The 22,536-nt window shown below is 73.5% G+C and carries 21 protein-coding genes and 1 tRNA gene; 12 read left to right on the top strand and 10 right to left on the bottom strand.

The window, feature by feature from the left end; all coding sequences use genetic code 11:
* Positions 1-293: 293 nt before the first annotated feature.
* Positions 294-1,073 carry an ABC transporter ATP-binding protein gene (locus RM590_RS30385; RefSeq protein WP_311707978.1) on the bottom strand — a complete coding sequence of 260 codons (780 nt, stop codon included), beginning with the start codon at positions 1,071-1,073 and terminating at the stop codon, positions 294-296.
* A gap of 376 nt (positions 1,074-1,449) precedes the next feature.
* Between RM590_RS30385 and RM590_RS30380 the strand changes: the two genes are divergently transcribed.
* Positions 1,450-1,531, top strand: a tRNA-Leu gene (locus tag RM590_RS30380).
* Between the two features lie 263 nt (positions 1,532-1,794).
* Positions 1,795-2,655, top strand: a complete 861-nt coding sequence (locus tag RM590_RS30375) for a Bax inhibitor-1/YccA family protein (protein WP_311707977.1) — start codon at positions 1,795-1,797, stop codon at positions 2,653-2,655.
* Positions 2,656-2,711: 56 nt separating this feature from the next.
* On the opposite strand, the gene RM590_RS30370 is transcribed toward RM590_RS30375, so the two are convergent.
* The 4 genes from RM590_RS30370 to RM590_RS30355 all read right to left on the bottom strand — a co-directional run bounded on the left by RM590_RS30370 (position 2,712) and on the right by RM590_RS30355 (position 6,566).
* Positions 2,712-3,050, bottom strand: a complete 339-nt coding sequence (locus RM590_RS30370) for a hypothetical protein (RefSeq protein WP_394814005.1) — start codon at positions 3,048-3,050, stop codon at positions 2,712-2,714.
* A gap of 4 nt (positions 3,051-3,054) precedes the next feature.
* Positions 3,055-3,966, bottom strand: coding sequence for a hypothetical protein (locus RM590_RS30365; RefSeq protein WP_311707976.1), 912 nt, complete (start codon positions 3,964-3,966; stop codon positions 3,055-3,057).
* A gap of 265 nt (positions 3,967-4,231) precedes the next feature.
* Positions 4,232-5,452: an acetyl-CoA C-acetyltransferase gene (locus RM590_RS30360; RefSeq protein ID WP_311707975.1), complete on the bottom strand. Its 1,221-nt coding sequence runs from the start codon at positions 5,450-5,452 to the stop codon at positions 4,232-4,234.
* A 70-nt stretch (positions 5,453-5,522) separates the two neighbouring features.
* Complete coding sequence (locus tag RM590_RS30355; RefSeq protein ID WP_311707974.1) at positions 5,523-6,566, bottom strand: SGNH/GDSL hydrolase family protein; 1,044 nt, start codon at positions 6,564-6,566, stop codon at positions 5,523-5,525.
* A 125-nt stretch (positions 6,567-6,691) separates the two neighbouring features.
* On the opposite strand from RM590_RS30355, the gene RM590_RS30350 reads away from it, so the two are divergent.
* Complete coding sequence (locus RM590_RS30350; protein ID WP_311707973.1) at positions 6,692-8,077, top strand: cystathionine beta-synthase; 1,386 nt, start codon at positions 6,692-6,694, stop codon at positions 8,075-8,077.
* 304 nt (positions 8,078-8,381) lie between these two features.
* Here RM590_RS30350 and RM590_RS30345 read toward each other — a convergent pair whose 3' ends face one another.
* Positions 8,382-8,819, bottom strand: coding sequence for a hypothetical protein (locus RM590_RS30345; protein WP_311707972.1), 438 nt, complete (start codon positions 8,817-8,819; stop codon positions 8,382-8,384).
* Positions 8,820-8,894: 75 nt separating this feature from the next.
* Here RM590_RS30345 and RM590_RS30340 point away from each other — a divergent pair, with 75 nt between their 5' ends.
* Positions 8,895-9,737, top strand: coding sequence for a MurR/RpiR family transcriptional regulator (locus RM590_RS30340; protein ID WP_311707971.1), 843 nt, complete (start codon positions 8,895-8,897; stop codon positions 9,735-9,737).
* Between the two features lie 42 nt (positions 9,738-9,779).
* Here the strand turns inward: RM590_RS30340 and RM590_RS30335 are convergent, their stop codons facing one another.
* Positions 9,780-11,090: a type III PLP-dependent enzyme domain-containing protein gene (locus RM590_RS30335; RefSeq protein ID WP_311707970.1), complete on the bottom strand. Its 1,311-nt coding sequence runs from the start codon at positions 11,088-11,090 to the stop codon at positions 9,780-9,782.
* Between the two features lie 103 nt (positions 11,091-11,193).
* Between RM590_RS30335 and hutU the strand changes: the two genes are divergently transcribed.
* The 6 genes from hutU (at position 11,194) to RM590_RS30305 (ending at position 18,438) form a co-directional block, all read left to right on the top strand.
* Positions 11,194-12,852: a urocanate hydratase gene (gene hutU, locus RM590_RS30330; protein ID WP_311707969.1), complete on the top strand. Its 1,659-nt coding sequence runs from the start codon at positions 11,194-11,196 to the stop codon at positions 12,850-12,852.
* Between the two features lie 44 nt (positions 12,853-12,896).
* Positions 12,897-14,081 carry an allantoate amidohydrolase gene (locus RM590_RS30325; RefSeq protein WP_311707994.1) on the top strand — a complete coding sequence of 395 codons (1,185 nt, stop codon included), beginning with the start codon at positions 12,897-12,899 and terminating at the stop codon, positions 14,079-14,081.
* Positions 14,072-15,424, top strand: coding sequence for a formimidoylglutamate deiminase (locus tag RM590_RS30320; protein WP_311707968.1), 1,353 nt, complete (start codon positions 14,072-14,074; stop codon positions 15,422-15,424). The genes RM590_RS30325 and RM590_RS30320 overlap by 10 nt, the downstream gene beginning before the upstream one ends.
* A gap of 14 nt (positions 15,425-15,438) precedes the next feature.
* On the top strand, positions 15,439-16,614 hold the full coding sequence (gene hutI / locus RM590_RS30315) for an imidazolonepropionase (protein ID WP_311707967.1): 1,176 nt from the start codon (positions 15,439-15,441) through the stop codon (positions 16,612-16,614).
* Positions 16,615-16,706: 92 nt separating this feature from the next.
* Positions 16,707-17,993: an MFS transporter gene (locus RM590_RS30310; protein ID WP_311707966.1), complete on the top strand. Its 1,287-nt coding sequence runs from the start codon at positions 16,707-16,709 to the stop codon at positions 17,991-17,993.
* 58 nt (positions 17,994-18,051) lie between these two features.
* Positions 18,052-18,438 carry a VOC family protein gene (locus tag RM590_RS30305; protein WP_311707965.1) on the top strand — a complete coding sequence of 129 codons (387 nt, stop codon included), beginning with the start codon at positions 18,052-18,054 and terminating at the stop codon, positions 18,436-18,438.
* Here RM590_RS30305 and RM590_RS30300 read toward each other — a convergent pair.
* Complete coding sequence (locus RM590_RS30300) at positions 18,428-19,108, bottom strand: MOSC domain-containing protein (RefSeq protein WP_311707964.1); 681 nt, start codon at positions 19,106-19,108, stop codon at positions 18,428-18,430. The two genes, RM590_RS30305 and RM590_RS30300, sit on opposite strands and share 11 nt — an antisense overlap.
* Positions 19,109-19,166: 58 nt before the next feature.
* On the bottom strand, positions 19,167-20,114 hold the full coding sequence (locus RM590_RS30295) for a zinc-binding dehydrogenase (protein WP_311707963.1): 948 nt from the start codon (positions 20,112-20,114) through the stop codon (positions 19,167-19,169).
* A 137-nt stretch (positions 20,115-20,251) separates the two neighbouring features.
* Here RM590_RS30295 and RM590_RS30290 point away from each other — a divergent pair, with 137 nt between their 5' ends.
* Complete coding sequence (locus tag RM590_RS30290) at positions 20,252-20,980, top strand: TetR/AcrR family transcriptional regulator (protein ID WP_311707962.1); 729 nt, start codon at positions 20,252-20,254, stop codon at positions 20,978-20,980.
* Between the two features lie 22 nt (positions 20,981-21,002).
* On the opposite strand, the gene RM590_RS30285 is transcribed toward RM590_RS30290, so the two are convergent.
* Positions 21,003-21,935, bottom strand: coding sequence for an RNA polymerase sigma factor SigF (locus RM590_RS30285; protein WP_394814004.1), 933 nt, complete (start codon positions 21,933-21,935; stop codon positions 21,003-21,005).
* 220 nt (positions 21,936-22,155) lie between these two features.
* On the opposite strand from RM590_RS30285, the gene RM590_RS30280 reads away from it, so the two are divergent.
* Positions 22,156-22,536 (top strand): STAS domain-containing protein, encoded by a 381-nt coding sequence (locus RM590_RS30280; protein ID WP_311707960.1) that lies wholly within the window; start codon positions 22,156-22,158, stop codon positions 22,534-22,536.

The raw sequence follows: 22,536 nt of genomic DNA, 5'->3' as shown, positions 1-22,536 counted from the left end.
TGGGTGAAGGTGAGGGTGGGGGTGGGGGTGGTGTGCGCCGGGGGCGGTGAGCCGCGCGAACGCGCCTAGGGCCTGTATCGAGTTCCCGGTCGGATCAGCCCGCGGCGTCAGACGCGGTGCCCCCCCCAGGCCCTTGGGGGCCTGGGAGGTACCCCCAGCAAGGCACCGGATCGCAGCTCATACTCGGCCGTATTCGCGCGATTCGGTTGGGGGCACCTCCCAGACGGAGTCTGGGGGAGCGGCGAGGTGCCGTGACTGGCGTCGCGGGCCCGGGCGGGAACTCGATACAGGCCCTAGCTGAGGCGCCCCTTGGCGTCGAACCGTTTCATGTGCTCCAGCACGCGCTCGGCGGTCGGGTCGGGCATGTCGTCGACGAGCCGCCCGTCGGCCAGGAAGACGACGCGGTCCGCGTAGCCGGCGGCGACGGGGTCGTGGGTGACCATGACGACGGTCTGGCCCAGCTCGCGCACCGAGTTGCGCAGGAAGCCGAGTATCTCGGCGCCGGCGCGGGAGTCCAGGTTCCCCGTGGGCTCGTCGCCGAAGATGATGTCGGGCCGCCCGGCCAGCGCGCGGGCCACGGCGACACGCTGCTGCTGGCCGCCGGAGAGCTGGGCGGGCCGGTGCCGCAGCCGGTCGGACAGGCCGACGGTGGCGATGACGCGGTCCAGCCACTCCTTGTCGGGCTTGCGGCCGGCGATGTCCATGGGCAGCCGGATGTTCTCCAGGGCGTTGAGCGTGGGCAGCAGGTTGAACGCCTGGAAGATGAAGCCGACCCGGTCCCGGCGCAGTTGGGTCAGCCGCTTGTCCGACAGGCTCGTCAGCTCGGTCTCGCCGATGCGCGCGGAGCCCGCGGACACCGTGTCCAGGCCGGCCATGCAGTGCATGAGCGTGGACTTGCCCGAGCCGGAGGGGCCCATGATCGCGGTGAACTCCGCCCGCCGGAACGCGACGGACACCTGGTCCAGGGCCACGACCTTCGTCTCGCCCGCCCCGTAGACCTTGGACAGGCCAGTCGCCCGGGCGGCCACCTCGCCGGTGGGGGCGGTGGAGTTGGGGGCGGGGAAGGTGGACACGGCGCGCTCCTGACGGGTGACTGACGGATCCCATCCATCCTGACCGCGCCGCCGCCGCGGCGGGATCCCTCCCGGTGCCGGTTCCGAGGAGTTCTTCAGGGCTACGCGTGCCCGTCGCCCGTCATACCTGAGGAGGAGGGCACCCCTGAGTACCTAAGTGGCTGCGGAGGGTTGATTTGCGTCATCCTTCGGCCGCCTCCGCCGCCGCCCCGGTGGGGGAGAGCGGCCTGTGACCGGGCCGTGGCCGGCTGATGAGCCATCAGTGGCTCATAAAATCAGACAACGTCGGCCTGGGGCACCGGTGTTCGGGCGAATCTGCCGGATAAGCTCGGAGGAGACACTGGCGCGTACGCGCCCGGTACGGCTTGGGATCTGTGCCCGGATGGTGGAATGCAGACACGGTGAGCTTAAAACTCGCTGGCCTTCGGGCCGTGCCGGTTCAAGTCCGGCTCCGGGCACCCCAGAGCGTACGGCCGCCGACCCGCTGAGCGACCACCACCCGTCGAGAGCCGCCGGCCGCGCACCGGCCCTGGCGAAACCGATACGGAGAAACGGGTGATGCCGCGGGCCCCCGGCCCCGTAGCCTTCCTCCTGTCGCACAGGCGCGGAGGGGAACCATCACGCCCCTTTCGCTCGTTTCTACGAGTGCACTACCGTGCAGTCTTTGCTAACGCATTACTCTGGTAGTCAAGGCCGTACGGTTCGGCCATGGAGGAGTGAGATGAGGAGTAGCAACCCGGTCTTCACGCGTCGGGGGTTCAGTCGGGACGGTGGCTACGCCGGCTTCAACGCCGGACCGCAGCTGCAGACCGGGAATCCGTACGCGGGGAGCCCGTCCAACCCTTATGCGCAGCCGGGTAATCCGTATGCGCAGCCGCAGGTGGATCCCCACGGCGGGTATGTGCAGCCGGGCGCCCCCGTGCGCTCCGGTGTGATGACGATCGACAGTGTCGTCTCCCGCACCGCCCTCACCCTGGGCACCGTGGTCGCCGCCGCGACCGTCGCCTGGCTCACCGACATGCCCGTGGCGCTCGGTGTCGGCTTCGGCATCGTGGCGATGGTCCTGGGCCTGTGGCAGTCCTTCAAGCGCGAGGCCTCGCCCGCGCTGATCATGGCCTATGCGGTGACCGAGGGCCTCTTCCTCGGCTCCATCAGCAACGCCATCAACGCGGTCGCACCCGGTGCGGCCATGCAGGCAGTGATCGGCACCATGGCGGTCTTCGCCGGTGTGCTGTTCATGTACAAGCAGCGGATCATCCGTGTCACCGCGCGGTTCACGAAGTTCGTGCTGGCGGCAGCCGTCGGCTTCGTGCTCCTGTCCCTGGTGAACCTGGCCGTCGCCCTCATCGGTGACGGCAACGGCCTGGGCCTGCGCGACGGCGGCCTGGGTGTCCTGTTCGGCATCGCGGGCGTGGTGCTCGGCGCGTGCTTCCTGGCCCTCGACTTCAAGATGGTCGAGGACGGCATCGCCTACGGCGCCCCGGAGAAGGAGTCCTGGCTGGCCGCCTTCGGGCTGACCCTCACCCTGGTGTGGATCTACCTGGAGTTCCTGCGGCTGGTCGCCATCCTGCAAGGCGACTGACGCCCGCAGAGCGAGTAGGGCCCCCGGCGGGACAGCGTCCCGCCGGGGGCCCTCGCTCATGCGCCCGCGCGCAGCAGCTCCAGCGCGGCGGCCAGCTCCCGGGCGGCCGCCGTCTCGTCGGCGGACTCCCGCAGCGCCTGGGCCAGATCGTGGCCCGCGACCGCGAGCTGGTCGCCGACCGACCAGATCCCGGCGTCCGGCAGCACACGCGGCGGCACGCCGGGCCGTTCCAGAAGCTGGGCCCGGCGCGCGAGCTCCCGGGTCAGCTCCAGCCCGGCCGCCCCGGCGCCGCGCCGCAGGCGGCTCTCCGGCATGGTCCGCAGCCGCTCCGCCGCCGTGTCCACGGCCGCGTCGAGCGTCTCGATGCCCGGCGGCCGGTCCCGTTCTCCCGTCACGCGGTCACTCGCTCGGCCGGGACGTCGCCACGACCCGGTCGGCCAGCAGGTAGACGCTGTCCGGGCCGCAGGAGAACGTGAGCGCGTAGGCGCCGGAGACGCCCGAACCGCCCATCAGCACCGGGCGTTCCCCGGCGCGCAGGGCGGCGGTCAGCCGGGCGGCGGCCTCCTGGTGACTGGGGGACAGGCAGAGCGTGGTGCCGTCGGCGAAGAGGAAGACATCGAGCGTGCCCAGCGGCCCGTGCCGGACGTCGGACAGCGGGGTGCGGGCCTCGGCGAGCCGGGCGAGCCGGTCGGCGGTGCGCCGGTACTCCTCGGCGGGCGAGCGCTCACCGCCCTCCCGGGCGGCGGGCTCGCCGGAGAGCGTGAAGCCGGGGTGCGAGGGATGGCGGCGGCGGGCGGCGGCCAACTCGGCCGATTCGCCGCCCTCGGCGGGCTCGCTGCCGGGCGCCTCGCCGGCGGCCTCGGGAACCGCCTCGGCCGTGTCCTCGCCGGGCTGCCGCGGCACGAACGCCGAACCGTCCCGGGAGGTGGCCGGAAAGCCCGAGTCGCTGAGCAGATAGCGCTCCAGCAGGGCGTCCAGCAGCTCCTCGTCGGCCTCCGCCACCTCGTATCCCAGGCCGCCGCGTCCGGCCAGCAGCGCGCCCGGCCCCTCGCTCTCCCGCGCCTCCTGCTCCGCCCAGTAGGCACGGGCCTCGGCCAGCTCGCGCTCCCGCTCGTCCGCCAGGGCCTCGGCGACCGCGCAGCGGATCTCCTCCGGCGGCACGGAACGGGCCGCGGGCAGCGCGCGTCCGGACAGCTCGCGCCGGAGCGCGGTGAGCTCCGCGCGCAGGCCGCGCGCGGTGTGCAGGGCCGCGGCGCCCAGGGCGACGGCGGTGCCAGCGGCCACCAGCAGGATGACGGATATGGCGCTCACGGACTCGCTCCCAGTGCTCTTGGTCCCTGACTTCTTATCCCAGGTTTCCGGGGCGCGGCCAACGGCGTGCAGTGCAGAACGTCACGAACAGGACAGGTCTTTGGTCCGAAACGCGCCCCCTGCGCCTCGTTGACCTGCGTGTTTCCGAGCGGGGTCGGCATGGATCACATCCCGGGCCCGCTTCGGTATCGCCCGTATATACCGGGTGACGCGGGTCACACCCGCATCACCCCTCACATGCGCATCTCCCGGCGGAGCCGGGTCCTCAGGAGAGGCGCTCCACGATCATGGCCATTCCCTGGCCGCCGCCCACGCACATCGTCTCCAGGCCGATCTGCTTGTCGTGGCGGCGCAGGGAGTTGATCAGCGTAGTCGTGATCCGCGCCCCCGTCATGCCGAACGGGTGGCCCAGCGCGATCGCGCCGCCGTGGACGTTCAGCCGGTCCGGGTCGAGGCCCAGGTCCCGGTAGGAGGGGATGACCTGGGCGGCGAAGGCCTCGTTGATCTCGGCCAGATCGATGTCGTCGACGGTCATCCCGGCGCGGGCGAGCGCCTGCCGGGTGGCCGCCACGGGGCCGAAGCCCATGATCTCGGGGGAGAGCGCGGAGACGCCGGTGGCCACGACGCGTGCCAGCGGCGTGATCCCCAACTCGCGCGCCCGGGTGTCGGACATGACGATCAGCGCGGCGGCGCCGTCGTTCAGCGGGCAGCAGTTGCCCGCCGTGACCAGGCCGTCGGGGCGGAACACCGGCTTCAGCGCCCGGACGCCGTCCAGGGTGACGCCGGGGCGGGGGCCGTCGTCCGCGGTGACGACCGTGCCGTCGGGGGTGGTGACCGGGGTGATCTCCCGCTCGAAGAAGCCGTCGGCGATGGCCTTCTCGGCGAGGTTCTGCGAGCGGACGCCGAACTCGTCCATCTCCTCGCGGGTCACGCCCTTCAGCCGGGCCAGGTTCTCCGCGGTCTGGCCCATCGCGACGTAGATGTCCGGCAGTTCGCCCGTCTCGCGCGGGTCGCGCCAGTCGGCGCCGCCCCGCTCGGCGCGCTCGGCGGTGCGGGCCTCGGCCGCGGCGAACAGCGGGTTGTGCGTGTCCGGCATGCCGTCCGAGGTGCCCTTGACACTGCGCGAGACCATCTCGACGCCCGCCGAGACGAAGACGTCGCCCTCACCCGCCTTGATCGCGTGGAACGCCATCCTGGTCGTCTGGAGCGAGGACGAGCAGTACCGCGTGACGGTGCAGCCGGGCAGCTCGTCCAGGCCGAGCTGGACGGCGACGACCCGGGCCAGGTTGTGCCCCTGCTCGCCGCCGGGCAGCCCGCAGCCCAGCAGCAGGTCGTCGATGTCCGCCGGGTCGAGCTCCGGCACCCGGTCCAGGGCGGCCCGCACGATCGTGGCGGTCAGGTCGTCGGGGCGGAGGTCCTTCAGGGACCCCTTGAACGCCCGGCCGATGGGGGAACGGACGGCGGAGACGATCACTGCTTCGGGCACGGCGGACCTCCCGGCGGCTGCGCACACGGCGTGCGTGCGAGACGTGCGTACTGGGCTTCTTCCCGAAAAGTTACCCGCAGGTAGCGCCGGGTGTCACGTCCTGCCCCGCGGGCACGCCGTCCTCCCGTAGCAGCGGGCGCCGCCGCCGGAGCCTGAGCATCGCCCACGGCGTGCGGCGCCCGGCGTCCTCCGCCGCGCTGACCTCCGTGCCGCTCTCGGCCACGGCCGCCGCCGCGGCGTCCGCCACCGGCAGCAGCCGCTCCCGGCGCCGCGCCTCGGTCCGTTCCTCGGCGGGCCAGGCGCCCACCGCGTCGCACAGCGTCGGCAGCACCGCCATGGCGGCCGTCGCGTACCCCTCCGCCGAAGGGTGGTAGCGGTCGGGGCCGAACAGCTCCCGGGGGTTGGCGGCGAACTCCGGCCCCAGCAGCGTGCCCAGCGACACCGTCCGCCCGCCCAGCTCCACCACCGCGATGGTCTGCGCCGCCGCCAACTGCCGCGACAGCCGCCGGGCGATCCAGCGCAGCGGCTGCCCCACCGGCTCCACCGAGCCCAGGTCCGGGCAGGTGCCGACGATGACCTGGCAGCCCGCGGTGCGCAGCCGGGAGACCGCCTCGGCGAGGTACTTGACCGAACGGGCCGGCGGCACGCGGCCGGTGACGTCGTTGGCGCCGATCATGATCACGCACACGTCCGGCACCGGCGCCCGGCCCGGCTCGGTGAGCAGCAGCGACACCTGCCGTTCCAGATCGGCCGAACGCGCCCCCGACAGCGCCACGCTGTGCAGCTCCACCGGGCGCTCGGAGACGGCGGCGAGCCCGGACGCCAGCAGCGCGCCCGGCGTCTGACCGGCCCGCCGCACGCCCAGCCCGGCGGCCGTCGAGTCGCCCAGCATCGCCAGCCGCCAGGGCGGCCCGGCCGTCGCGGCGAACGCGGTCCCGTAAATGCCCTCCGCGACCGGGGGTTCGTCGTCGCCGAGCCCCTTGCCCACCCGCCGCCTGGCCCAGCGCATCTCGGTGAGCACCAGCCCGGCCGCCGCGCCCCCCAGCAGGCCGATGCCGCCGCCGCCGTACGCCGCCGCGGTCGCGATCCGCCGCGCCACCCTCGCCCTTGACATGGCCCGTTCCCCGCTTCGTCGGTCCTGCTCTCCACTTGTGTGGTGCCCAGCGCGGACGGTCCCGCAACGCAATAGGGTGCTGTCCTGGCAGGCGGAGAACCCGCCCCGGAAACGCGGAGAACCACGTGCAGTATCACGAGTCGATGATCGATCTTGTCGGCAACACCCCGCTGGTCAAACTCACCGCGGTGACCGCAGGCATCGAGGCCACCGTGCTGGCCAAGGTGGAGTACTTCAACCCCGGCGGGTCGGTGAAGGACCGGATCGCCCTGCGGATGATCGAGGCGGCCGAACGCTCCGGCGAGCTGCGGCCCGGCGGCGTCATCGTGGAGCCGACCTCCGGCAACACCGGCGTCGGCCTGGCCATGGTGGCGCAGCGCAAGGGCTACCGCTGCGTCTTCGTGTGCCCGGACAAGGTGTCCACGGACAAGATCAACGTGCTGCGCGCGTACGGCGCCGAGGTCGTCGTGTGCCCCACGGCCGTCGATCCCGAGCACCCCGACTCGTACTACAACGTCTCCGACCGGCTGGTCCGCGAGACGCCCGGCGCCTGGAAGCCGGACCAGTACAGCAACCGGAACAACCCGCTCTCCCACTACGAGACGACCGGCCCCGAGCTGTGGACCCAGACCGACGGGCGCATCACGCACTTCGTCGCGGGCGTCGGCACGGGCGGCACGATCACCGGCACCGGCCGCTATCTGAAGGAGGCCAGCGGCGGCCGGGTGCGGGTCGTCGGCGCGGACCCGGAGGGCTCGGTGTACTCGGGCGGCTCCGGCCGGCCCTATCTGGTGGAGGGCGTCGGCGAGGACTTCTGGCCGGACGCCTACGACCGGGAGATCGCCGACGAGATCGTGGCCGTCTCCGACAAGGACTCGTTCCGGATGACGCGGCGGCTGGCCCGCGAGGAGGGCCTGCTGGTGGGCGGCTCCTGCGGCATGGCGGTGGTCGCCGCCCTGGAGGTGGCCCGGCGGGCCGGGCCGGACGACGTCGTGGTGGTGCTGCTGCCGGACGGCGGGCGCGGCTATCTGAGCAAGATCTTCAACGACGAGTGGATGGCCGACTACGGCTTTCTGGAGGGTGGCGAGCCCCAGACGCGCGTCGGCGACGTGCTGCGCCGCAAGGAGGGCGGCCTGCCGTCCCTGGTCCACATGCACCCCGACGAGACGGTCGGCCAGGCCATCGAGGTGCTGCGGGAGTACGGCGTCTCGCAGATGCCGGTGGTCAAGCCGGGCGCCGGGCACCCGGATGTGATGGCCGCCGAGATCGTCGGCTCCGTCGTCGAACGGGAGCTGCTGGACTCGCTGTTCGCCAAGCGGGCCGCGCTGGAGGACCCGCTGGAGCGGCATCTGAGCCCGCCGCTGCCGCACGTCGGCTCCGGGGAGCCGGTCGCCGACCTGATGGCCGTGCTCCAGGAGGCGGACGCGGCGGTCGTTCTGGTGGAGGGGAAGCCGACGGGAGTGGTCAGCCGGCAGGATCTGCTGTCGTTCCTCGCGGCCGGTGAGAAATAGGCGCGACGGGCAAGAGATCCCGAAGTGTCACGGCTGGGCAACGCGTCGTTAACACCCGTCCGGCAGAGTTCTGCGTGTCGGCACCAAGGACCTCCGGAGCGGCTCCCGGACCTCCCTGGTCGCCCGGACACGAGGCCCCGACCCGGCCCGTGTCCCCGCGGGGACCGCCGTCGTCCCGCCCCTGGTGTTCACACCGGGGTGCGGCGGTCCCCGCCAACCACTTCCTCTCGTCGGCTTTACGGCCGCTTCCCCGCGCACGCCGAGACGGGAGCCGGTCATCCGGCCCCCGCCCGCGCTCTCCGTCTCAGTCCCAGTCGTCGCTTCCGGGCCGGCCGCGGCGCAGCACGTTCCGCCCGACGTAGCAGGCGTTGACCCCCACGATCCCGCCCCAGCAGATCAGCAGTCCGGCGAGCCCGGTCTGCACCGCCGCGATCGCGGACAGCGGAATCGCCAGCACCAGCGACAGCGCGGCCAGCCCGAACGCGGCGCCGGGTCCATGGTTCTCCGCACCGCCCTGCGGCGGCCGGCCGCCCCGGGCGATCACCATCTGCTGCTCGGCGAGCTGACGCCGTACCCGCTTGTCCACCGTGCTGTCGATGCGCTGTTCCACCTTTTCCAGGAATGATTCGACGAGCTCGGCCTCATAGGTCTCCCCGAGCTCCTTGCGTGTCTGCACGGCGGCGTCGAGATCGCCCCTGAGATCGGAGTCACGGTTGAGATCGGATTCCCGGCCACTCATCATGGGCACACCGTACGGCGCCCCCGCGGTCACTGACACTAGGGATAACCCCCATTTCGGCTGCATAGAATTATGCGGATGACTGAGGCGAGCACGCGACTCTCGCGGCTGTTCGAGGGGCACCGGCTGACACCCACCCAGCGGCGCATCGCGCAGTGCATGGTCCGCCGGGCGGACGACGCGCCGTTTCTCTCCAGTGTGGAGCTCGCCGAGCTGGCCGGGGTGAGCCAGCCTTCGGTGACCCGTTTCGCGGTGGCGCTCGGCTTCGACGGCTACCCGGCGCTGCGCCGGCGGCTGCGCGAGTCGTTGCGCGACGGGGGCGTGGGCCCGGGCGGCGCGCGCTCCTCGGCCAATGTGTACCAGCGCGCCGTGCTCGCCGAGATCGACCAGCTTCGCCGCCTCGCCGCCGAACTGGGCGACCCCGCCCGGGTGGAGGAGGCCGGCCGGCTGCTGGCCGCCTCCCGGCCGCTGCCGGTGCTCGGGCTGCGCGCCGCCGCGGCCGAGGCGCACGGATTCGCCTACTTCGCGGCCAAGGTGCACCCCGGCGTGCTGCTGCTCGACGAGGGCGGCTCGGTGCTCATCGACCGGATCGAGGCGGCGGCCGGTGACGGCGCCACCGCCCTGCTGTGCTTCGCGCTGCCGCGCCACCCCCGGGAGGTCGCCGACGCGCTGGCCGTGGCGCGCGGGGCCGGGCTGCGGGTGGTGATCGTGGCGGACAGCACCGTGGCCCCGGTCGCGCGCCCCGGCGATCTGGTGCTCTCCGCCGGGGTGAGCACGGCGCTGTCGTTCGACACGGCGTGCGCCCCGGCGCTGCTGGGGCGCGCGGTGCTGGAGGCGATGTGCGACGCGCTGCCGGACGCCCAGGCGCGGCTGGAGCGGTTCGACACCCGGGCGGCCGAGCGCGGGCTCTTCTTGGAATAGGCACAGCCTGGAATAAGCAGAGCTTGGACCAGTGGGTGGCCCTCAGCAGTCCCCGCCGTACTCCGCCACCAGTTCGTCCATCGTCTGCGGGCGGCGCAGCGTGGTGAGCACCGCCGGGCCGTCGTCGTCCGCCGCGTAGCCGTAGACGCCGGGGCGCGGCAGCGCGTTGTAGCCGAACGGGGTGGAGAAGTAGTACGCGCCGGTGTCCAGCAGCGCGACCAGATCGCCGGGGGACAGCTCGGGCAGCGGGCGGTCGCGGGCGACCAGGTCGCCGGCGAAGCAGCAGGGCCCGGCCACGTCCTGGCGCACGAGCGGGCCGGACTTCGGGCGGCCCTCGGCGTCGTAGGCGGCCACTCGGATCGGCCAGGACTCCGGCACGAACACGGTGCGCACCGCCACCTGGGCGCCCGCGTGGGTGAGGGCGATCGGCCGGCCGCCGGCGGACTTGGTGTACTCGACGCGGGCCAGGATGAACCCGGCCTTGGCCAGCAGGGACCGGCCGAACTCGGTGACCAGCCCGTACCGGCCGTCGAAGAGCCCGGGCACCGTCTCCCGCAGCAGCCGGGCGTACTCCCGGAACGGGGGCCCGTTGTCGTCGGAGGTGAAGTCGACCGGCAGGCCGCCGCCTATGTCGAGGGTGTCGATCTGGCGCCGGCCGGCCGCCTCGTTGATCTCCTCGGCCAGCTCGTAGGTGGCCCGCACGCCCGCCGCCATCGCGCCCAGCGCCATGCCCTGGGAGCCGACGTGGCAGTGCAGCCGGGTCAGCCAGGGCCGGTCCAGGAACGCGCGCCGCACCCAGTCGCGGGCGCCGGGGTCGCGCAGCGCCACGCCGAACTTCGAGGTGGCGGTCGCGGTGCTCATCGCGTCGATGGTGCCGCCGCCCAACTGGGGGTTGATCCGCAGGCCGAGCGGGCCAGCGGGCGGCGGGCCGGAGCCGGCGAGGGCGTCCAGCCGGGTGAGTTCCTGCGGGTTGTCGGCGTTGAGCGCGATGCCGAGGGAGACGGCCTCGCGCAGCTCGGCGGGGGTCTTGGCGGGGGAGTCCAGAACGATGCGGTCGGGGGCCACCCCGGCGGCGCGGGCCAGGGCCAGTTCGCCGGGGCTGGCCACCTCGCAGCCGATGCCGAAGCCGTCGAGCAGCCGCAGCACGGGGACCAGGGAGCCGGCCTTGACGGCGAAGGTGTGCAGCACCGGTTGGCCGGGCGCGGTGACCTCGGCGAAGGCAGCATGGAGAGCGGTGGCCGCGTCCTGGACCGCGCGCAGGTCCAGCAGGGCGGCCAGCGGCTGGTCGTCGGTGAGGAGGCCGCGGGCGAGGACAGCGCGGACGGCCAGGTCGCGTCGGGTGGGCAGAACCATGCCACCAGCCAAGCACGGGTCGGGGGCGAGCGGCGGACGCCCCGTTGACTGGAAATATTCAGCATCTACAGTGAATGAATATCTCTCACCGGGGAGGCAGGCCATGGCAGGACCTCGACCCGTGCGCGCGCCGCGCGGCGGCGCGCTGACCGCCCGGGGGTGGGCCCAGGAGGGCGCGCTGCGGATGCTCCAGAACAACCTCGACCCCGAGGTGGCCGAGCATCCCGACCAACTCGTCGTCTACGGCGGCACCGGGCGGGCGGCCCGCGACTGGCGCTCGTTCGACGCGATGGTGGCCACGCTGAGGACGCTGGGGCCGGACGAGACGATGCTCGTCCAGTCCGGGCGGCCGGTGGGCGTGCTGACCACCCACGAGTGGGCCCCGCGCGTTCTGATCGCCAACTCCAACCTGGTGGGCGACTGGGCCACCTGGGACGAGTTCCGCCGGCTGGAGAAGCTGGGGCTGACCATGTACGGCCAGATGACGGCCGGTTCCTGGATCTACATCGGTACCCAGGGCATCCTCCAGGGCACGTACGAGACGTTCGCGGCGGTGGCGGCCAAGCGGTTCGGCGGGACGCTGGCCGGGACCATCACCCTGACCGCCGGGCTGGGCGGGATGGGCGGCGCGCAGCCGCTGGCGGTGACCATGAACGGCGGGGTCGCCGTGTGCGTCGACTGCGATCCGCGCGCGATCGACCGGCGCATCGGGCACGGCTATCTGGACGCGCGGGCGGACACCGTGGAGGAGGCGCTGAAGGAGGCGGTGCGCGCCCGGGACGAGCGCCGGGCGCTGTCGATCGGCGTCCTGGGGAACGCGGCCGACGTGCTGCCCCGGCTGCTGGCCGCGGGCGCGCCGGTGGACATCGTCACCGACCAGACCAGCGCCCATGACCCGCTGGCCTATCTGCCCCTCGGCGTGGACTTCGCCGACATGGCCGCGTACGCCGCCGCCGAGCCGGACACGTTCACGCGCCGGGCGCGCGAGTCGATGGCGCGGCACGTGGAGGCGATGGTCGGCTTCCAGGACGCGGGGGCCGAGGTCTTCGACTACGGCAACTCGATCCGCGGCGAGGCGCGCCTCGCCGGGTACGAACGGGCCTTCGCCTTCCCGGGGTTCGTGCCCGCGTACATCCGGCCGCTGTTCTGCGAGGGCAAGGGGCCGTTCCGGTGGGCCGCGCTCAGCGGCGACCCGGCGGACATCGCGGCCACCGACCGGGCGATCCTGGAACTCTTCCCGGAGAACGAGTCGCTGGCGCGGTGGATCACGCTGGCGGGGGAGCGGGTGCGGTTCCAGGGCCTGCCGGCCCGGATCTGCTGGCTCGGCTACGGCGAACGGGAGCGCGCGGGGGAGCGTTTTAACGACATGGTGGCGCGCGGCGAGCTGGCCGCGCCGGTTGTGATCGGCCGCGACCATCTGGACTGCGGCTCGGTGGCCTCCCCCTACCGGGAGACCGAGGGCATGCGCGACGGCTCGGACGCCATCGCCGACTGGCCGCTGCTGAACGCCATGGTGAACGTGGCCTCCGGCGCCTCCTGGGTCTCCATCCACCACGGCGGCGGCGTCGGCATGGGCCGCTCGATCCACGCCGGCCAGGTCACGGTCGCCGACGGCACCCCGCTGGCCGGGGAGAAGATCCGCCGCGTCCTGACCAACGACCCCGGCATGGGCGTGATCCGCCATGTGGACGCCGGCTACGAGACGGCCGAGCGGATCGCCGGGGAGCGCGGCGTCCGGGTGCCGATGCGGGAGCTGCCGTGACGGCGCCGGGCGGCCCGGCCGCGCGGCCCGACGGCTTCACCGCGATGTGGGCGGCGCTGGGGCCGGTGGGGCGGATGGCGCGCGGCGGGTACCGGCGGTTCGCCTGGACCGGGGCGGACGCCGAGCTGCGGGCCTGGTTCCGGGAGCAGGCCGAGGCGCGGGGGCTGCGTTACGAGGTGGACCGCAACGGCAACCAGTGGGCCTGGCACGGCGATCCGGCCCGGGGCGATGCCGTCGTCACCGGGTCGCACCTGGACTCGGTGCCGGACGGCGGCGCGTTCGACGGGCCGCTCGGGGTCGTCTCCGCGTTCGCCGCGCTGGACCTGCTGCGGGAGCGCGGCGTCGCCGGGCGCCGGCCGCTGGGCGTGGTGGGCTTCGCCGAGGAGGAGGGCGCCCGCTTCGGCGTGGCCTGTCTCGGCTCCCGGCTGACCTGTGGCCTGCTGGCGCCCGACCGGGCCCGTCGGCTGACCGACGCGGACGGCGTCCCGCTGGCCGCCGCCCTGGAGCGGGCCGGGCTGGACCCGGACGCCCTGGGGCCCGATCCCGAACGGCTCGCGCGGATCGGCGCGTTCGTCGAGCTGCACATCGAGCAGGGCCGCGCGCTCGCCGGGCTGGACCGGGCCGTCGGCGTCGGCTCGGCCATCTGGCCGCACGGGCGCTGGCGGTTCGACTTCGGCGGCGAGGCCAACCACGCCGGCACCACGCGCGTCGAGGACCGCCGCGACCCGATGCTCACATACGCCCACACGGTGCTCGCCGCGCGCAAACGGGCCCGGCTCGCCGGTGCCCTCGCCACGTTCGGCAAGGTAACCACCCGGCCCAACGCGGTGAACGCGGTGCCCGAGCGCGTCACCGGCTGGCTGGACTCCCGCGCCCCCGACGCCGCCACCCTGGAAGCTCTGGTCGCTGACATCGAGCGGTCGGCGGCGGAGCGCGGCGGCCGGGACGGCGTCACCGTGGAGGTCACCCGCGAGTCGCACACGCCCGGCGTCGAGTTCGCCCCCGGGCTGCGGGACGGCATCGCCGCCCGGCTCGGCGGCGCACCCGTCCTGCCCACCGGCGCGGGACACGACGCCGGGATCCTCGCCGCGGCCGTGCCCACCGCCATGCTGTACGTACGCAACCCGACCGGTGTCTCGCACGCGCCCGGTGAGCACGCCGACACCGACGACTGCCTGGCCGGAGTCACCGCGCTGGCCGACGTACTGGAGGGCCTGGTGTGTCGCTGACCGCACAGAAGTACTGGACCGAACACGTTTGGCTGAATGGCACCGTCGAGCCCGGCGTGGTGATCACGACCACGCCCGCGGGCCTGATCTCCTCCGTGGCCCTGGGCGCGGAGGAGCCCCCGGCCGGTGCCGTCGCGCTGCGCGGACTGACCCTGCCGGGCCTGGCCAATGTGCACAGCCACGCCTTCCACCGTGCCCTGCGCTCCGCCGTCCAGGTCGGCAGCGGCACGTTCTGGACGTGGCGCAAGGCCATGTACGACACCGCCTCCCGGCTGGACCCGGACACCTGCTTCGAGCTCGGCCGCGCCGTCTACGCGGAGATGGCGCTGGCCGGGATCACCTGCGTCGGCGAGTTCCACTATGTGCACCACGCGCCCGGCGGCGTCCGCTACGACGACCCCAACGTCATGGGCGAGGCGCTGATCGCCGCCGCCGCGGAGGCCGGGATCCGGATCACGCTGCTGGACACGTGCTATCTGGCGGCCGGCTTCGGCGAGGGGCCGGTCCGGACGCAACTGCGGTTCTCCGACGGCACCGCGGACGCCTGGGCCGAGCGCGCCGACGCGCTGCGCGGCGACGGCAACACGCGGATCGGCGCCGCGATCCACTCGGTGCGCGCCGTGCCCGCCGAGGCGCTGGCCACCGTCGCCGCCTGGGCCGAGGACCGCAAGGCCCCGCTCCACCTCCATCTCTCCGAGCAGCCCAGGGAGAACGAGGACTGCCTGCGCGCCCACGGCCGCACCCCCACCCGGCTGCTGGCCGACCACGGCGTGCTGGGTCCGCGCACCACCGCCGTGCACGCGACCCACCTCACCGCGGAGGACATCGAACTGCTGGGCGGCAGCGCGACCATCGCCTGTCTGTGCCCCACCACGGAACGCGACCTGGCCGACGGCATCGGCCCCGCCGCCCGGCTGCGCGCCGCGGGCAGCCCGCTGTGCCTGGGCAGCGACAGCCACGCCGTGATCGACCCGTTCGAAGAGGCCCGCGCGCTGGAGCTGCACGAGCGCCTGCGCACCCAGGTCCGCGGCCACTTCACCGCCGAGCAGTTGACGCGCTCCGCCGCCGAGCACGGCCACGCCGCGCTCGGCTGGCCGGAGAGCGGACGCCTGGAGCCCGGCGGCCTGGCCGACTTCACCACCGTGGCGCTGGACTCGATCCGCACCGTCGGCCCGCCGCCCCGGCTCGCCCTCGAGGCGGTCGTATTCGCGGCGACCTCCGCCGATGTGCGGCACACGGTGGTCGGCGGCCGGCACATCGTGCGGGACGGGACGCATCAGCTCGTGCACAATGCCCCGCGCGTCCTGCACAAGGCCGTGGCCACGCTGCGGTCCCTCCGCTGAGGAGCCGCGACAGCATGCCCAGCACCGCCATCACCGGCATCGGCCAGCTCATCACCAACGATCCCTCCCTCGGCCGCGGTCCGCTCGGCACGGTCCCGGACGCCGCGCTCGTCATGGAGGACGACCGCGTCGTGTGGACCGGCCCCTCCAGGAGAACACCCGCCACTGACAGTCACCACGACGCCGCCGGCCGGACCGTGCTCCCCGGCTTCGTCGACGCGCACTCCCACCTGCTGTTCGCGGGCGACCGCACCGAGGAGTTCGCCGCCCGGATGTCCGGCCGCCCCTACACCGCGGGCGGCATCCGCACCACCGTCGCCGCCACCCGCCGGGCCACCGACGCCCAACTGGCCGCCAACCTGGCCGCGTTGCTGCGCGAGATGCTGCGCCAGGGCACCACCACCGTGGAGACCAAGTCCGGGTACGGCCTCACCGTCGAGGACGAGGCCCGCGCGCTGCGCGTCGCGCGCGCCCACACCGAGGAGGTCACCTTCCTGGGCGCGCACGTCGTTCCGCCCGAACTCGCCGCCACGCCCGACGCGTACGTGGCGCTGGTCACCGGCCCGATGCTCGACGCCTGCGCGCCGCACGCCCGCTGGATCGACGTCTTCTGCGAACGCGGCGCGTTCGACGCCGACCAGGCCCGCGCCGTGCTCACCGCCGGCCTGGCGCGCGGCCTGTCCGCCCGGGTGCACGCCAATCAGCTCGGCCCGGGCCCCGGCGTGCGCCTCGCCGTCGAGCTGGGCGCGCGCTCGGCCGACCACTGCACCCACCTCACCGACGCCGACGTGGCCGCCCTCGCCGACAGCGGCGGGCGCACGGTGGCCACCCTGCTGCCCGGCTGCGAGTTCTCCACCCGCGCGCCCTACCCCGACGCGCGCCGGCTGCTGGACGCGGGCGCGGTGGTCGCCCTGGCCACCGACTGCAACCCCGGCTCCTCGTTCACCAGTTCCATGCCGTTCTGCGTCGCCGTCGCCGTCCGGGAGATGGGCATGACCCCGGAGGAGGCCGTCTGGTCCGCCACCGCGGGCGGCGCCGCCTCGCTCGGCCGCACGGACATCGGCCGCCTCGCCCCCGGCGCCCGCGCCGATCTCGTGCTGCTGGAGGCGCCCTCCCCGGTCCACCTCGCCTACCGCCCGGGGGTCCCGCTGGTCGCGGCCGTGTGGCGCGGCGGCCGGCGCGAGGTCTGACCCGGGCGGCCATGGCGCCCGGCGGTTCCGTTCGGCAGGGTGTACGACGAACGAATGAACGAAGGGGGGCGCGGGTGGGGACCGGAACTCCCGTGGCACGCCGCGGCCTTGGCGCCGCCTTCTGGAAGCTGTGGTCCGCCGGCGCCGTGTCCAACCTCGGCCAGGGCGCCTCCGCCGTCGCGTTCCCCTGGCTGGCGACCACCCTCACCACCAACGCGTTCCTCGTCGCGCTGACCGGGGTGGCCATACGCCTGCCGTGGCTGTTGTTCAGCCTGCCCGCCGGGGCGCTGGCCGACCGGCTGGACCGGCGCCACCTGATGCTGTCGATGAGCGCGGCGCGGGCGCTGATCGTGGGCACCGTCGCGCTGCTCGTCGCGCTCGACACCATGTCGCTGCCGCTGCTGTGCGGCTGCGCCCTGGCGCTGGGCTTCGCGGAGGTGCTGTTCGACAACACCTCCCAGGTCCTGCTGCCGTCCGTGGTCTCCCGGGACCGGCTCGCCGCGGCTAACGGCCGGCTGATGGCCACCCAGATGGTGTCGGACGAGTTCCTCGCCCCGCCGCTCGGCGGCGCGCTGATCGGCCTGTCGCTGGCCGCGCCGTTCGCGTTCGACGCGACCACCGCGGCCGTTTCCGTGCTGCTGCTCCTCCTGCTGCGCGGCCGCTTCCGCGCCCGGGTGGAGCCGACGGCCGGTGCCAACGGGCAGGCGGCGCCGCGCCGTTCGATGCGGGCCGAGATCGCCGAGGGCGTGCGCTGGCTGTGGGGGCACGCGGTGCTGCGGCGGCTGGCGATTTCGCTGGCTGTGATCAACGGCGCCACCGCCGGCGCCATGGCCGTCCACGTGCTGTACGCGCAGGAGGTGCTGGGCCTGGGCCCGCTGGGCTTCGCCCTGCTGAGCTCGGCGGCGGGCGTCGGCGGCCTGCTGGGCGGAGTGCTCGCCGGCGGCGTGACGCGGCGGATCGGGCCGGGCCGTTCGCTGCTGGTGCTGCTGGCGATCGAGGTGACCGCCTATGGCACGGCCGCGTTCGCCTCCAACGCCTACCTGGTCGGAGCTGCCATGGGGGCGACCGGATTTGGCGCCGTTCTCTGGAACGTCACCACCGTCTCGCTTCGTCAGACGATCATTCCCGATCGGCTGCTGGGCCGGGTCAACAGCGTGTACCGGCTGCTGGGCTGGGGCTCCATGCCGCTGGGCATGGCGGCGGGCGGCGGCCTGGTGACGCTGGTGGAGGCGGAGTGGAGCCGGGAGGCCGGGCTGCGCGCGCCCTATCTCGCCGTGACGCTGATTGTCGCGGCGCTCGCCGTCTATGTGCGCCGCCATCTGCACGAACGCGCCCTCCGCGAGGCGCTGGCCGGAACGGAACCGGCGGGCGACCGATGAGTTTCCGCTCCCGGTCCGGTCTGCCCGGGTGATGCCATCACCTACCGAGGAGCGATCAATGACGACCACGACGGGCAAGAATCCGCACCTGGGCGGTCTGGTCCTGGGCAGCACCGACCCGGAGCGGCTCTACGAGTGGTACCGGGCGGCGTTCGCGCCGGACGCCGAGAAGGTCTCGGAGCCGGTGCTCGCCCTCCAACTGGGCGGCACCTGGCTGATCTTCGAGCGGCGCGACGACGTGGCGCCCCGGGCCGCCGAGCCGGGCCGGGTCCTGTTCAACTTCGAGGTGGACGACATCCGCGCGGCCGAGGCCCGGCTGAACGAGCTCGGCGCGCGCTGGATCCGCCCCGTCACCGAGCCCGTGCCCGGCGAGCCGGTGGTGCTGGCCACCGTCGAGGACCCCGACGGGAACTACCCGCAGCTCGTCCAGGACATCAGCGAGTAACGTCCCCGGCTGCCGCCCACTGGCGGGCGAGCGCCAGCTTCTCCGGGTGCAGCGCCTCGCCCGCCGCGATGACCCGGGGCCGCAGCTCGGGCGCGCTCGTCTGGGCGCGGAAGAGGAACGAGACCGACACCTCGTGATCGGGCCGGTGCACGATCTCGACCGGGTCCCCGGCCCGGATCGTGCCCGGCTCGATCACGCGGAAGTAGGCGCCGGGCGCGGCGTCGTTGGTGAAGCGCTTGACCCATCCCCGCTCGCCCAGCCAGTCGGCGAAGGTGCGGCAGGGGATGCGCGCGGAGGTCGCCTCAAGGACCAGGTCCGGGCCGACGCGCCAGCGTTCACCGATCCGGGTGTCGCTGACGTCGATGCCCCGGGTGGTGAGGTTCTCGCCGAAGACGCCGTCGCCCAGCTCGCGGCCCAACTCCCGCTCCCAGCGGTCGAGATCCTCCCGGGCGAAGACGTAGACGGCCTGGTCGTCGCCGCCGTGGTGGCGCCGGTCGCAGATCGCGTCCCCGGCCAGGCCGCCGCCCGCGACCCCCCGCGGCCCGGGCGCGGCCACCGCCACCGGCGAGTCCACCGGGCGCTTGTCGATGCCGGTCAGGCCGCCTTCCGCGTCGGTGAACGCGACGGCTTGGGCCCGGCCGAGGTTGACGGACAGCACTGTGCGCAGCATGCGGGCACCCTAACCGCTGGTCCCCGCCCGCGGCACCGGCCACCGGCGCGCACCCGCCTCAGCCCGCCGCCGGAATCTCCAGCACGGCCTTGCCGGACACCTTGCCGGCGGCCAGCGCCGCCGTGGCCTCCCGCACGCGCGTCCACTCGCCCCGCCAGCCGATCTGCGCGTCCAGCTCGCCGCGCGCCAGCAGCCCGGCCAGCCACGTCAGATCCTCGCCGAGGCCGTCGGAGTCCCGGAGCAGGTAGTAGGAGGTGATGACGCGGTCGTGGCCCAGCAGCCCGGAGAAGTGGCCGAAGGGGAACGACTCGCCCCCGTCCGAGGTGTGCCCCATGGAGATCAGCACCCCGCGCTCCGCCAGCGCCGCGTACGCCTGCACCATCGTGTCGCCGCCCACCGTGTCGATCACGCCGTGCACCGGCGCGCCCAGCCGGTCGGCCAGCCCCTCCGTGCCGACGATCACCTCGTCCGCGCCCAGCTCCCGCAGCGTCTCCTCCTTGGCCGGGTCGGTGGTGGCGGCGATGACGTGCGCCCCGGCGCGCGCGCCCAGTTGGACGGTGTACCGGCCGACGCCGCCGCCCGCGCCCGTCACCAGCACCCGCCGCCCCAGCACCGGGCCCAGCCGGCGCAGGCCGCGCAGCGCCGAGCCGGCCGCGACCGGCAGGGTGCTGATGGCGCCGGGGTCCGCGTCGTTGGGAGCGACGCCCAGCACGTCGGTGTCCACCGCGCGCAGTTCGGCCCAGGCGCCGCCGTCGCCGAGCGCCACCACCGGGGTGCCGGCCACGGGTCCCGAGCCGTCCGCCGCCGCCCGGACCACCACGCCGGCCGCGTCCCAGCCGGGCACGGCGCCGTTCTCGCCGTTCGGGATGACGTAGGTCACCTCGCCGTAGTTGAGCGAGAACGCCGTCACCCGGATCAGCGCCTGGTGCGGCGCCGGCTCGGGGTCGGGGGCCTCGGTGAGGGCGAGTGCTTCCGGTGCCGAGTGGTCGATCGTCCAGGCGCGCATCGTGACTCCTTGGTCCGGCTCCGGCGGGATCCCTCATGATCCGCCGGCCGCTCGGAGCACAATATGCCAGTGACCGGCATTAGCTGGCAACGGGCAAACGCCTTCCGCTGGCCGCACCTCCTGGGTAGACTCCGCCCGTGACCACCGACACCGGCCTGACGCTCCGCGAGCGCAAGAAGCTGCGCACCCGGCGCGCGCTGGTGGAGGAAGCGCTCCGGCTGTTCACCGAGCAGGGGTTCGGCGAGACGACGCTGGACGAGCTGGTCGACGCGGTCGACGTGTCCCAGCGCACCTTCTTCCGCAACTTCAGTTCGAAGGAGGATGTGGCGCTCGCTCCCGAGAAGGAGCTCTGGACGACGTATCTGGCCGAGCTGGAACGCCGGCCGCCCGGCGCCTCGACGCTCGCCGACTACCAGGACACCCTGTTCGCGGCCATCGGGCAGATGACGGAGGGCTGGGAGCGCCGGTTCCTGGCCAGCCGCGCGCTGTGCGACCGCACCCCCGCGCTGGTGGCGCACAGCCTGCGGCACTGCTCGGAGATCACCGAGCGCGCGCTGGCCGTTGTCGCCGCGCGCCGACCGGCCCCGGACGCAGCCGCCGCGCTGCACGACCGGCTGCTGCTGGAGCTGATGCTCGCCGCCTGGCGATGGGCGATCGGCCAGTGGGCGGCGGCCGGCGAGGTACCGTGCGCGGACGACACCACCTGCCGTGCCGAGCTGCGCGCCCATGTGCGGCGGGCGTTCGGGGCCATCCCCGGCACCGCCCGCCTGGCGTGCCCGGAGCACAGTCCGGAGCACGGTCCCGAGCGCGACCCCGGACATGGCGAGGCCCCCCGGACCGCGTCCGGGGGGCCTGAGCCTCGCTGATCCACTCCTCGACCAGCGGCTTCTACTCTTCGACCATCAGCCCGCGCCGCAGCCTGCCGAGCGTGCGGGCCAGCAGGCGGGAGACGTGCATCTGCGAGATGCCCAGCTCCTCGCCGATCTCCGACTGGGTCATGTTCGCCACGAAGCGCAACGACAGAATCTTCCTGTCGCGCGGCGACAGCTCCGCGATCAGGGGCTTGAGGGACTCGATGTACTCGATGCCCTCCAGCCCGTGGTCCTCGTAGCCGATGCGGTCGGCGAGCGCGCCCTCCGCGTCGTCCTCCTCGGGCTGCGCGTCCAGCGAGCTGGCCGTGTAGGCGTTGGACGCGGCCATGCCCTCCACGACCTCGTCCTCGCTGATCTCCAGCCGGGCGGCGAGCTCGGCGACCGTCGGGGCGCGGTCCAGCTTCTGGGCCAGCTCGTCGCCCGCCTTGGCGAGGTCGAGCCGCAGCTCCTGAAGCCGTCGCGGCACCCGGACCGACCAGGAGGTGTCGCGGAAGAAACGCTTGATCTCGCCGACGATCGTCGGCATCGCGAAGGTGGGGAACTCCACACCCCGGTCGGCCTCGAAGCGGTCGATCGCCTTGATCAGACCTATCGTGCCGACCTGGACGATGTCCTCCATCGGTTCGCTGCGGGAACGGAAACGGGACGCGGCGAACTTCACCAGCGCCAGATTCAGCTCAACCAGGGTGTTCCGTACATACGCGTACTCATGGGTGCCCTCTTCCAGGGTCCGCAGCCTGGCGAAGAGGCTTTTCGACAGGGCGCGCGCGTCGAGCGGCGCCACCTCGTCGAAGGGCGGGATCTCGGGCAACGACGCGAGCACGTCGTCCGCCGCCGCCGGGTCAGGGGCGGGGGAGGACGAGACGTCGGCGGCGGGGGTGCCGCCGGTACGCGGTTCGTGAGTACGAGGGGCCGGTGACATGGTGTGTCCTCCGTAGTTTCTCGGCATATGGCTGCCGAAGCCGTGACGTGCACTGCCGGGTGCGGCGCCTCCAAAGCCGGCTTGGGAATCCGATGTCCTCTAGACCTACCGGTCTCGCGGCGGCCATGGCAAGTCTGCTACGCCCGAATTCCGAAGAAGGTCGGGCTTGTTCGGGTGTCGGGCCGTCGCGTCAAGCACTAAGGTTTCGAACCTAGCCAGGAACGCGTCCCGAACTGAAGGGGGCTGCATGGACCGCGGGATGCCGGGCGAGGCGCGCCGGCGCCAGTTGACGGTCGATGTGCGCCGCATGGGCTCGGGAGCGGTGGTCACGCCCGCGGGAGAGCTCGATCACCACTCCGCCGAGAAGCTGCGCTCGCCCCTCGACGAGTGCGTCGCGGACGGTTGTTACCCGATCGTTATCGATTGCTCCGCGCTGGAGTTCTGCGACTCCACCGGGCTCAATGTGCTTCTCGCCACACGCATGGACGCGGAGGCGGCCGGCGGCCAGGTTCATCTGGCCGGAATGCGCCCAATTGTCGCCCGGGTCTTCGAGATAACAGGAGCCGGTGCGGTCTTCACACTGCACGGCAGTCTCGACGACGCGCTCGCCGCGCTCCCGGCGGACTGA

The sequence above is a fragment of the Streptomyces litchfieldiae genome, assembly GCF_031845365.1.
In the GTDB taxonomy this organism is placed as follows: Bacteria; Actinomycetota; Actinomycetes; order Streptomycetales; family Streptomycetaceae; genus Streptomyces; species Streptomyces litchfieldiae.
This window is presented reverse-complemented; position numbering and strand designations above follow the sequence as displayed.